The sequence below is a fragment of the Ilumatobacter sp. genome (assembly GCF_041688325.1).
Lineage (GTDB): Bacteria > Actinomycetota > Acidimicrobiia > Acidimicrobiales > Ilumatobacteraceae > Ilumatobacter_A.
Window position 1 is genome coordinate 1 of sequence record NZ_JBDNIJ010000086.1, and the last position, 10,844, is coordinate 10,844.

Annotated in this window: 11 protein-coding genes, 3 tRNA genes and 1 pseudogene; 7 read left to right on the top strand and 8 right to left on the bottom strand. The window is 63.4% G+C overall.

What is annotated here, in order from left to right:
- Both ACH2EI_RS05800 and ACH2EI_RS05805 read left to right on the top strand, forming a co-directional pair.
- A pseudogene (locus tag ACH2EI_RS05800) lies at window positions 1-359 on the top strand (hypothetical protein); the annotation flags it as partial.
- A gap of 76 nt (window positions 360-435) precedes the next feature.
- Complete coding sequence (locus tag ACH2EI_RS05805; RefSeq protein WP_395152072.1) at window positions 436-1,092, top strand: nucleoside deaminase; 657 nt, start codon at window positions 436-438, stop codon at window positions 1,090-1,092.
- Between the two features lie 28 nt (window positions 1,093-1,120).
- On the opposite strand, the gene ACH2EI_RS05810 is transcribed toward ACH2EI_RS05805, so the two are convergent.
- Together ACH2EI_RS05810 and ACH2EI_RS05815 are read right to left on the bottom strand one after the other, a co-directional pair.
- Window positions 1,121-1,990, bottom strand: a complete 870-nt coding sequence (locus ACH2EI_RS05810) for an arpA protein (RefSeq protein WP_395159421.1) — start codon at window positions 1,988-1,990, stop codon at window positions 1,121-1,123.
- Window positions 1,991-2,012: 22 nt separating this feature from the next.
- On the bottom strand, window positions 2,013-2,948 hold the full coding sequence (locus tag ACH2EI_RS05815) for an NAD(P)-dependent oxidoreductase (RefSeq protein ID WP_395152076.1): 936 nt from the start codon (window positions 2,946-2,948) through the stop codon (window positions 2,013-2,015).
- A gap of 142 nt (window positions 2,949-3,090) precedes the next feature.
- On the opposite strand from ACH2EI_RS05815, the gene ACH2EI_RS05820 reads away from it, so the two are divergent.
- The gene (locus ACH2EI_RS05820; protein WP_395159423.1) at window positions 3,091-5,187 is read left to right on the top strand and encodes a 3-hydroxyacyl-CoA dehydrogenase NAD-binding domain-containing protein; all 2,097 of its coding nucleotides are present in this window, start codon (window positions 3,091-3,093) and stop codon (window positions 5,185-5,187) included.
- Between the two features lie 125 nt (window positions 5,188-5,312).
- Here ACH2EI_RS05820 and ACH2EI_RS05825 read toward each other — a convergent pair.
- The 3 genes from ACH2EI_RS05825 to ACH2EI_RS05835 form a co-directional block, all read right to left on the bottom strand.
- Window positions 5,313-5,385, bottom strand: a tRNA-Phe gene (locus tag ACH2EI_RS05825).
- A 15-nt stretch (window positions 5,386-5,400) separates the two neighbouring features.
- Window positions 5,401-5,478: transfer RNA gene (locus ACH2EI_RS05830), tRNA-Asp, on the bottom strand.
- A gap of 66 nt (window positions 5,479-5,544) precedes the next feature.
- Window positions 5,545-5,617, bottom strand: a tRNA-Glu gene (locus ACH2EI_RS05835).
- Window positions 5,618-5,744: 127 nt separating this feature from the next.
- Between ACH2EI_RS05835 and ACH2EI_RS05840 the strand changes: the two genes are divergently transcribed.
- Together ACH2EI_RS05840 and ACH2EI_RS05845 are read left to right on the top strand one after the other, a co-directional pair.
- Entirely contained in the window at window positions 5,745-6,434 is a 690-nt protein-coding gene (locus tag ACH2EI_RS05840) for a glycerol-3-phosphate acyltransferase (protein ID WP_395152080.1), read from the top strand.
- The gene (locus ACH2EI_RS05845) at window positions 6,431-7,276 is read left to right on the top strand and encodes a DegV family protein (RefSeq protein WP_395152082.1); all 846 of its coding nucleotides are present in this window, start codon (window positions 6,431-6,433) and stop codon (window positions 7,274-7,276) included. The genes ACH2EI_RS05840 and ACH2EI_RS05845 overlap by 4 nt, the downstream gene beginning before the upstream one ends.
- 134 nt (window positions 7,277-7,410) lie before the next feature.
- Here the strand turns inward: ACH2EI_RS05845 and ACH2EI_RS05850 are convergent, their stop codons facing one another.
- From ACH2EI_RS05850 to ACH2EI_RS05860, 3 genes are all read right to left on the bottom strand, one after another.
- Complete coding sequence (locus ACH2EI_RS05850; protein WP_395152084.1) at window positions 7,411-7,890, bottom strand: sterol desaturase family protein; 480 nt, start codon at window positions 7,888-7,890, stop codon at window positions 7,411-7,413.
- Between the two features lie 82 nt (window positions 7,891-7,972).
- Complete coding sequence (locus tag ACH2EI_RS05855) at window positions 7,973-8,641, bottom strand: serine aminopeptidase domain-containing protein (protein WP_395152086.1); 669 nt, start codon at window positions 8,639-8,641, stop codon at window positions 7,973-7,975.
- Window positions 8,638-9,576, bottom strand: a complete 939-nt coding sequence (locus tag ACH2EI_RS05860; protein ID WP_395152088.1) for an alpha/beta fold hydrolase — start codon at window positions 9,574-9,576, stop codon at window positions 8,638-8,640. The genes ACH2EI_RS05855 and ACH2EI_RS05860 overlap by 4 nt, the downstream gene beginning before the upstream one ends.
- A gap of 76 nt (window positions 9,577-9,652) precedes the next feature.
- Between ACH2EI_RS05860 and ACH2EI_RS05865 the strand changes: the two genes are divergently transcribed.
- Window positions 9,653-10,033 carry a LysM peptidoglycan-binding domain-containing protein gene (locus tag ACH2EI_RS05865; protein ID WP_395152090.1) on the top strand — a complete coding sequence of 127 codons (381 nt, stop codon included), beginning with the start codon at window positions 9,653-9,655 and terminating at the stop codon, window positions 10,031-10,033.
- Between the two features lie 90 nt (window positions 10,034-10,123).
- Window positions 10,124-10,816 (top strand): hypothetical protein, encoded by a 693-nt coding sequence (locus ACH2EI_RS05870; RefSeq protein WP_395152092.1) that lies wholly within the window; start codon window positions 10,124-10,126, stop codon window positions 10,814-10,816.
- Window positions 10,817-10,844: the final 28 nt, after the last annotated feature.

Sequence of the window (10,844 nt, forward strand, 5' to 3'; positions counted from 1 at the left end):
CGACTACCCCGACTATCCCGACTACCGTCGCTCCTGCACCGACCACGACCGTCGCTGGCGCCGCGCCGAGTGGCCCGGCGATCGACCCGTCGGGATTCGGCACGGAACGACCGACCACACTTGTCGGCGGCGTGTTGTTCGACCTCCTGACCCGTGACGAAATCGCCCTCGAGCCGAACGTCGCAAACTGCGCGATCGAGACATTGGCGACACGTGTGAGCGATGACGAACTCCTCGCGCTTGGCGGGGCGACTGCCGAACCAGCCGCAGTTGTGCCGATCACCCAGGCTGCCCTCGACTGTGGAATCGATCAGGAATTGATCGACGTCGCGATCGCCATTCAAAGAAATGGTGGTTGAGTTCGACTTCGCCGAACTGGCGACTTCGTCGACTCCAGCAACTGCGTGGCTGAGTCTCGCTGGTTGACTGCTCCCGATGAGTTCTGCCACCGATACCTGGAAATCACTGTCACTGCCTTGGCAAGTGGCCTTCGAGGAGGCCTGGGCTGCGTACCGAGCCGGCACGTTTGGGGTGGGCGCAGTGCTGGTCGACCCGGCCAATGACGATTCCATCGTGACGGCAGGGCGGAACCGTGTGATGCAGCAGCAGCGGTCGCCACGAACGCTGTCAGGCAACATGACAGCGCATGCTGAGATGAATGCCTTCGCCGAACTCGACCAGTTCGACGCAGAAGGTCTGCACCTGTACACGACTCTTGAGCCGTGCCTGATGTGCGCGGCCACCGCAATGTTGATGAAGGTCGAACACGTCCACTTCGCTGCTCGCGACGAGTTCTACGCAGGCATGGACGAACTGTGGGGCAAGCATTCGCTCACGGCGGGGTGGCAACCAACATCCACTGGGCCCTTCGACGGACCACTCGGCCACTTCGGCCGTCTCCTCGCAATGACATTCAATCTCGAACAGCTCGTCGGGCAGTCAGCCGAACAACTCGCTCGCGACGAGCAGCCGGCGCTGGCTGGCCTGATCGATCGGATCGCAACCGACGATCAATGGATGGCGATTCGCAAGTCCGGCACGGTGCACCGTGCGCTCGGCCACCTCTGGGGCGACCTCGAAGCAATCGGTTGAGCTCCCGCTGGCGCTCGCAGGTTGAGCGTCAGTCGACGAGTGCGTCGCTGCGCACGCGTTCCTCTTCAGCATGCACATGTTCGGGGAGGACGCGTCCAAAGAGTTGGCGTGTTCGCTCGACACGGCCAATCACACCCGGTTCGAGGGTGTACGCAAAGATCGCGGCGTGTCGAGCCGACGAGGCTGCGGGTACCCGCGTGACACGGTGGAGCGAGTGCCGGCCGCGGAAGATCTGCAGGTCGCCTGGCCGGAGGTCGAGTGTGCGAACACCCTCACGGCCGCCTTCGAGCACTGCCTGAATTGCATCGAACCCTTCGTCGGTCGTTGAGCGGATCGCCGGGACGTACTCGAAGAGCCCTCCATCGTCTGCTTCGTCGACGAGGATCGTCACGGCGAATTCGTTGGTGTCGAAGTGCCACGTGAATTGCTGGCCGGGGTCCAAAACGTTGGCGGTCAACCCGGCGAGCGGGTCGGCGTAGCAGTGCAGTTTTGGCACGCCGAGGCATTGCTCGAGGAAGCTGGTCAGCTCGGGCGAGCGGAACAGACTCGTCATCGCGTCGTCCAGGCGCCACGAGTCACCGGGGATGAAGCCGCTCGACCGTTCGATGAACGTATTGATCGGGTGTCGATCCGGGAAAGCGTCGTCGCGAACGGTGTGAAAGTACGGGTTGATCAACTGCGTCGAGAAGTGGGTCGTGGGCTTGCGGTCCTTGATCTCGGCATTCAGTTTCTCGACAGCTTCGGGTCGGACCAGGTCGCGAATGATGGCGCAACCGTCGTCCTGGAGCTCGTCACGCGCCGCTGCAACCGCAGCGCGGTATGCGGCCGTGTCCGGCTGGTCGAGCGGATATCGCTCGAGGTCAATCAGCGCGTCAATCAGCGCGTCATCGTCAGTCATCGTCAGTCATCGTCAGTCATCGTCAGTCATCGTTGACTTCCCAAGGTGGGGTCCAGTCGCCATCCATTCGGAACGACAGGCCCGCGTCGTCTTCGAGTCGTTTGGCGACGTGGAGTTCTCCGACGTCGGTGCCGTAACGATCCCCAGCGTCGCGGAACACGCTGCGGGCGGCGTCGGTCATCACCATTGGCGCGGTGACGCCGTTCTGCAGCTCTTCGAGGAGCCCAAGGTCTTTGAGGCAGAGGCCGACGGTGAACGACGGGTCGTAGTGCCCCGCGAAGATCGACGGGGCGTCATGGCGGGCCACGAAACTGTCGCCGACCGACTCGATGATCGCCCGATACAACACGCCAAGATCGACGCCGTGTGCCATGCCGATCGCGAAGCCTTCGCCGAGTGCTGCTGCGGAGATGAACCAGAGCTGGTTCGTCACCAGCTTGACGACGTTGCCCGTCCCGAGGGGTCCACAGGCAATGACGACGCCGAGGTGTTCGAGGATCGCCGTGGCACGGGCAACGGGTTCGTCGCGGCCGCCGATGAAGAGAGTGAGCCTGCCGTTACGGGCACCGTCGACGGCGCCGGTGACCGGTGAGTCGACCACATCAACTCCCGGAGGTGCTGCTTCGGCGAGGCGGCCGACGAGCTCTTTGCGGTTCGTGGTCAGATCGACCCAGAGTGACCCGGCGCGGAGCGCAGCGAGTGCACCACCTGCCTCCATGACAGCCTCGACGTGGTCTGGCCGCGGAAGCGATGTGAGCAGAACATCGGCCCGAGCAGCGCAGTCGGCGGCCGAGGTTGCAGCGAGTGCACCGCGAGCGACGGCGTGCTCGACCTTGGTCTGATCGAGGTCGAATGCAACGACCGCGTAGCCGGCTTCGAGGAGGCGGTCGCACATCGGCGCACCCATGTTTCCCAAGCCGATGAATCCGATCGTGTCGTGGTCTTCTGTCTGAGTCATCGAGGCTCATGCAATCACAAAACAACAGCTGTCCCGGACACGCTCTGCCCGCAAACGTTTGGATGCCGTTGGATTGCGGGAGAGGCCAGTCAGATGAGTCCCGGAATCGAACTTCGAGGCCCGGATTTGCTTGACTGTGGGGATGTTTGAATCGATCCAGTTGACCGACACCGTCCGTTTGGAACGCGAAGGTGATGTTGCGCTCGTCATCGTCGACAATCCGCCCGTGAATGCACTGAGCTGGCACGTCCGCCAAGGCCTCTTCGACGGGATCACGAAGGCGGTCGAATCGGGCGCCAAAGCGGTCGTGGTCATCTGTGATGGCCGCACGTTTATCGCAGGCGCTGACATCAGCGAGTTCGGTGGCAACGTGCCCAAGGCAGCAGGTCTGCAAGAAGTGCAAGCCGCAATGGAAGACGCCCCGATCCCAGTGATCGCCGCCATCCACGGCACCGCTCTCGGTGGCGGCCTCGAAGTCGCGCTGTGTGCCCACTACCGCGTGTCGCTGGCCTCGGCGAAGTTCGGGCTGCCCGAAGTCAACCTCGGCCTGCTTCCGGGTGCCGGTGGAACTCAGCGCCTGCCGCGTCTCGTCGGAGTCGCCAAGGCGCTCGAAATGATGACCACTGGTCGGCACATCAGCAGCACCGAAGCCAAGGACGGAGGCCTCGTCGACGATGTCGTCGATGGCGGCCTCGAAGAGCTGCGCGCCGCAGCGATCGCCTTCGCCAACAATGCCGTCGCTGAGAACCTCCCGCTCGTTCGGGTCCGCGACCGCAACGAACTGGTCGAGGCACATGCCGGCGACGACGAGATCTTCGCCAACTTCCGCAAGGACATCGCCCGCAAGACCCGCGGTTTCCTCGCACCCGAGTTCAACATCCGGTGCATCGAAGCGGCCTGCAACGAGCCGTTCGATGAAGGGCTCAAAGCCGAAGGCAAGCTCTTCATGGAGCTGATGACCGGCCCGCAGTCGGCAGCCCAGCGCTATTACTTCTTTGCCGAGCGCGCCGCGAACAAGATCCCGGACATCCCTAAAGACACGCCGCTGATCGATGTCCAGAAGGTCGGCATCCTCGGCGCCGGGACCATGGGCGGCGGCATTGCAATGAACTTCGTTAACGTCGGCATTCCCGTGACCATCGTCGAGCGCGACCAGGCGTCGCTCGACAAGGGCCTCGGTGTCGTCCGCAAGAACTACGAGCGCTCACGGTCCACCACGCCCGAGCAGGTCGAAGAGCGCATGGCGTTGATCACCGGCTCCACCAGCAAGCAAGACTTCGCCGACTGCGACATGGTCATCGAAGCCGTCTTCGAAGATATGGAACTGAAGCAGTCGATCTTCCGGGAACTCGACGAGATCTGCAAGCCGGGTGCCTTGCTGGCCTCCAACACGTCGGCACTCGACGTCAACCAGATCGCTGAAGTCACCAGCCGGCCCGAGAGCGTCATTGGGATGCACTTCTTCAGCCCGGCCAACGTCATGAAGCTGCTCGAAAACGTGCGCGGCGACAAGTCGTCCGACAGCGTCGTTGCCACCACGATGGCGATTGGCAAGAAGATCGGCAAGGTCTCGACCATGGTCGGTGTCTGCCCAGGCTTCGTCGGCAACAGGATGTTGTTCATGCGCGGTGCCGAAGCGGAGCGCATGCTGCTCGAAGGCGCCAAGCCGGCGCAGGTCGACAAGGTCCTCTTCGACTTCGGTTTCCCAATGGGCCCGTTCTCGATGAGCGATCTCGCCGGCCTCGACATTGGCTGGAAGCAAGAGAAGTCCTCGTCCTCGACGATCCGTGAAGTGCTCTGCGAGAACGGTCGCCGCGGCCAGAAGAACGGCATGGGCTACTACACGTACGACGCCGAGACCCGTGCGGCCACGCCCGACAAGGAAGTCGAGCAGCTGATCAAAGATTTTGCCATCGGCAAGGGCATCGAGCAGCGCGAAGTTTCTGACCAGGAAGTGCTCGAGCGTTGCCTCTATCCAATGGTCAACGAGGGCGCGAAGATCCTCGAAGAGAAGATCGCCATCCGCGGCAGCGACATCGACGTCGTGTGGGTCAACGGCTACGGCTGGCCGGTCTACCGCGGCGGCCCGATGCACTGGGCCGACAGCATCGGCCTCGCTGAGATCGCGGCCAAAGTCCAGGAGTACAGCGAGCGTCTCGGTGGCAAGCACTGGGACCTCAGCCCGCTCCTGAAGTCGCTCGCGGAATCAGGCGGCCAGCTCCAGACATACACCAGCTGATCGGTGGCGGTCACACTGTGCCAGGCACAGTGTGACCGCCTGCCAGCTGCCCGCAACCAGTTGCCTCAGCAGGTTGGCTGAAAAACACAGCACCCCGCTTGGTTGGCCAAGCGGGGTGTTTTGCGTGGTTTCGACCGGCGTCGATCCGGTGACCTCTCACTTTTCAGGCGAGCGCTCTGCCGACTGAGCTACGAAACCAGATTCTGTTGTATTTGGCGGTCCCGACGGGATTTGAACCCGCGACCTCCGGCTTGACAGGCCGGCGTGAACTCCTGACTTCACCACGGGACCAGAATTGCTATGTATTCAACGGATGCGTGTCACCGCAACCGCTGTGAAAAACCCGAGGGCTTTCCGCACCCCCAACGGGATTCGAACCCGTGCCGCCACCTTGAAAGGGTGGTGTCCTAGGCCACTAGACGATGGGGGCCTGTTCGTTGAGGCGAGTGAACTCGTCTCGTTGAGAGCAACGAAAATATAGCGGCGGCGCTCTTGTGTTCCACGCGCGATTGCCGCGAACCTTGAGTGATGCAGGACGTACGTACAGTGCGATACCCATGAGCACTCGTTCTTACAGTAAGCGAATCGCCATGGCTATTGGCGTTGGGTACCTCATTGGCACATTTCCGACGGCGGACATCGTTGCGCGGCAAGCGTCCGGCGGATCGATCAATTTGCGTCAAGCAGGTTCTGGAAACCCGGGCGGGACGAACGCGATGAACGTGCTCGGTGCCAGAGCGGGCGTCGCTGTCATGGCCGGCGACATCGGCAAAGGAGCCTTGGCGTGTTGCGCCGGCGCACTGGTGGCAGGGCCGCCCGGAGCCCACCTTGCTGGCACGGCCTCAGTGGTTGGCCATTGCTATCCGGTCTGGTCGGGTTTCACCGGTGGGGGCAAGGGCGTGGCGTGCAGCGTCGGGCAGTGCCTTGCGACCTTCCCTGCCTACTTTCCGATCGACGTTGCTGTCGCTGCTCTGGCCGTCTCCAACCCGAAGTTGCAGCAGCGTGCTTTCACTGCGACGCTCGCCTCGAGTGTGTTCTGGATCGCAGGGGGCCTGATCTGGTGGGCGAAGGGCTGGCGCAACCTGTGGGGCCCGAAGCCATCGGCACTCCTCCCGCTCGCAGCTGCTACGACGAGCGCGATCATCGCCCAGCGATTCCTCGCGGCAGGCCCACCACCGAAGCCCGGCGAGTTGTCAGACGAGCCAGCTGAGTTGACCGAACCGTCGGGCGAAACGGATACCGCATGATCGGCATCGTCGTCGATTCCAACAGCCAGCTGCCGGACTCGCTCGGCGAGCGGTACGGCATCGAAGTCGTACCACTCACCGTGACGGTCGACGGCGTCGAATACCTCGAAGGTGTCGATCTCACGCACCAAGCGTTCTACGCCGCTTGGGACGGCGGCAAGGCGCCCACGATCACGACGAGCCAGCCATCGCCCGGCCAGTTCGTCGAGGCGTACGAGCGGCTGATCGGGCGAGGCTGTACCGAAATCTTGTCGGTGCACATCACTGAGGCGATGAGCGGGACGCTGAACTCGGCGAGGCTCGCCGCCCAGATGGTCGACGTGCCCGTTCGGCTGGTCGACTCGGGCACGGCAAGCTTTGGGATCTCGTGCTGCGCCTGGGCGGCTGCGGAGGCGATTGCCGATGGCGCCAATGTCGAATCGGCAGCGGTGATTGCCGAAAAGCGGGCGGGTGCGCTCGGGACGGCGTTCATCGTCGGTGCCCCGCAGCACATCGAACGTTCGGGCCGCGCCGATCGCGCCGGAGTCGTCGCTGCCTCCAACGACGGCATCCCAGTGCTGTCGATGTCGGGTGGCGCCCTGGCCGTGCTCGACACAGTGACGAGCGTCGAGGCTGCCGTCGGAGCGATGACCGAGTACGCCCTCGGTTGGACGCCGTCATCGCCAGCCGGGCTGCGAGTCGCCATTGGCACATCGGATATCACGAGCGCGTCGGTGAGCGCTGAGCTGACCGACGCATTGCGCGGGCACCCGGCGTTGGCGGAGGCATTGGTGCAGTACGCGATCGGCCCAAGCGTCGGAGCCCATACTGGCCCCGGAACCTCTGGCCTCTTCGTTTTCTGAGGCCAGATCGCTCGATCCCGGCGTCAGCCCTCACCGCTCGTTGGCGGAGGCCAACTCGGGTTCATACTTCCTTGGCCTCGAACGATCTGATCCTCAGAAAATTCTGGACGGGGGACACTGCGCTGTGTGCTTGCTCAGACCTTGGCGAGGGGGTTGCGCTGGGTGCGGCTGGCCCGATCGCGAAGTTCGGCGGGGACCACCGGGAGGAGCATGCCGTACGGCGCTGAGTTGTAGAGGTGGTGGATGCGGTGCGCATCGGCGAGCCGATCGAAGGCGGCGACCTTGCGGTCGCCAAACCAGCCGGCTCGACCGTGGATGTAGACGTCGTGCACGAGCGCGTAGGCGGCACCGTATGCGGTGATGCCAATGCCGATTGGCACGAGGCTTGCGAATCCGTTCCAGTTGAACCCAGCGAGGAACCCAAGGTTGACGACGGCAGCGAAAATCACCGGATACCAGTCGTTGGCTTCGACACGTGACGCTCGAGCTCGATGGTGGCTGCGATGCAAGAACTCGCCGATGCCGTGCATCACCCAGCGGTGAGTGGCCGCCGTGACTGGTTCCATCGCCATGAACGCCACGCTGACGAGCACGATTGATCCAACGGTCGGCATACCTCGATGTTACGTGGCGACGTCCAGCTCGTGCCACTGCATCTCGCATTCCCCGCGAGTGAGAAGCGCGAGAACGGTTCGTTCAGGCAAAGGCTTCGAGAGCTTCGGCGAGCGGAACGTCCATGACACCACGTTCGTCGGCGACCGCTGCCAACCACTCGGGCCGAAAGACGGCGCAGACAGCGACCGGTTCTTCGAGTCTGGACCCGGCGATGGCGAGTTGGACGAACGAGCGGACGTAGTCGGGCGGGCGGAGGTCGCGGCCCAACTCGACGAGTGCGTATGGGTCCGGGGTGGTGTTCGACGGCGGCAGCGAGAAGAAACTCTGCGATGTCGGGCCGGTCGGGCCACCGGCGAGGCCGGGCCCGTCGAGCATGATGGCGCCGTGGACCTGTGAGGCGCGCGCTCCGGCGAGCTGGAGGCCGATGTAGGCGCCGAGCCCGCGGCCGAACACGGTGATCATCCCGTCGGGGCTCTGCTCGACAACCGCCGCGAGTGCCGCGTCTGCATCACCGAGGAGGAGTTCGGCGGTGTAGCCGCCACCGCTCGGGATGGTCGAGTTGCCGTGCCCGGTGAAGTCGAGGCCGACGATTGCTCCTTGCCACGAGGCAACCCACGCGGGTGCTTCGGCCGGGGTGTGCTCGCCGAGGCCGTGCAGCAGCAGGAGGGGCCGAGCGGTCTCGTCGATGGCATCGCGCAAGTGGTGGATGGCGAGGTCGACTTTGTTGTGGCGAACGGTTGTGATGCTCACTTGAGGCCTTCGAAGAAGTCGAGCACCAGGTCGGCGACGAGTTGTGGTTGTTCGACGTGGACAAAGTGGCCAACGCCCTCCAGTACTTCGCATCGGCCTTGCAGCGGCATGTAGGGCAGGACCTTCTTGGGTGGCGTGCCCCAACCCATCTCTTCCATTTCGGAGCCGAGGATGCCGAGAAACGGCATGGGTAGGCCGGGGAGGCGCATGAGGGTCCATTCTGGGCGCCACGGGCCGAAGCCACCGAAACGCATCGACGGGTCGATCTTCCAGCGCCAGCCGTCGTCTGATTCGAAGCCGCCGGTGGTGACGAGGCGGCGGAGCCATTCGACCTCGAGACGCGGGTTCATGCGGCCTCGGCGCTGGGCGAGTTCGTCGATGGTGCCGGGCTTGCGCTGCAGGTCGGACGTGCGGCGGCGGTGGTCGAGCCAGCTGGCGATGTCCTTGGCCATCATTTTGCTGCGTTCGTGTTCGGCGATGTCGGGGATGTTGCGCTTATACGGGATGCCGTCCATGTTGACGAGACCGGTAAAGCGGAACGGTTGGGCATCGGCGAGCTGGGTCATCAGCGCGCCACCTTTGGAGTGGCCGACAACCGGGAGCGGTTCGCCTCCACCGACGTGGTCGAACACGGCAAGGGCGTCGCGCATATCAGCGTCCCACGAATACAGCTCGGCGTGTTCGGAGTCGCCGTGGCCGCGCTGATCCCAAACCACGACGCGCCAGCCACCTGCGGCGAGGCGAGGTGCGAAGAGGTCGTAGGTGCGGGCAAAGTCGAAGCCGCCGTGGACTGCGAGCAACGGAGGAGCGTCAGCGTCACCCCACTCGTGGATGGCGATGCGAATGCCGTTTGCATCGATGTCGTATTGGCGCGATGGTGCTTCAGCACCCGGAAAGGGCGCGGTCTGGTCGGGTTTTGCGGCCGTATCACTCACGGTGGCGAGGGTACGCGGTGGGTCACGCTGACGGAGATTTGGGGACAGAGTGCCGTGTGGCACGTAGCATGGCGGCATGACGGGAAGCGACTGGCGGACTCGACCACGTTCTCGTCGTTCGTCGATGGCGCTGGTCAGCCTGCCGGTCGTCTTTGCCTTCGTTGCCGGTGCATGTGGCACAACCGATCAGGCGTCGACCGAGCCGCTTCCGCCGATTCGCAGCACGACGTCGACGACGACGATCCCCGGAACCACACTTCCTGAGGGCGTTCGGAAGTTCTACGTGATTCAGAGTGGCGACACGCTCGCCAAGATCGCAAGTTCGTTCGACGTCACCATGCAGTCGCTGATTGATCTGAACAATATCGAGAATCCCGACAACGTGCCTGCCGGGGCCACGCTCGAGATTCCTTCCGGCATCATCGTGATCTCCGAGCTACCCACGACCACTCTCTGAGTTCGGATTTCTGTTCGGATTTCTGTTCGGATTTCTGTTCGGATGACCGATGCCTGGTCTCAGGGTCGGCAACGTTCATAAGATGCAGTCATGAGCTTTTGGCCGAACTCGGAGCACTGGAGCGTGAAAATTCCGCTCGATACCCCGCACAACCGTCTCGACGTCCTTACTGAGACCGGCCTCGTCGTCCTGAAGGACGCCGACTTTGAGTGCCCTGAATCTGAGTACCTCGCACTCGAGTACATGGATTGGAAGTCGGGCGGCGACACGAATTTCGCGCCGATCGCCACTGCCGACGGCGAGCTCGACTGCCGCGGCTTTTGGGACAAGGGCAAGACCGACAAAGACGCCGAGTGGACTTCGAACGCCGCGGTCGCTCCGAGCATCAAGAACTACGTCGAAGGTGTCGGCGCTAACTTCGGTCGCGTCCGTGCGATCAAGCTTGCGCCGCAAGACCGTGAGGGCGCGATCCCCAGCCTGCACCGTGACGACAACAACCGCTTCAACCCCGACAATGAAGGTTGGGTCGTGCGGTCGTGGGTCGAGTTCACCGACAACCCTGACAGCTACATGATCTTGATGGACAACGACGAGAACGGTCTGCCTGATGCGTCGACCGAGGTCCGCGTGCCGCTGCACAAGGGCTCGCGATTCGTCGTTGACACGCAGCGCCTCTGGCACGTCGTTGTCCATCCCGGCAATGCACCTCGCTACGCGCTGATCAGCAGCTTCGAGTCGAGCCCCGTGCTCGACAAGTGGATCCACGCGCAAGCCGCACCCTAAAAACCGCACCCCAAAAACCGCAGCCCAA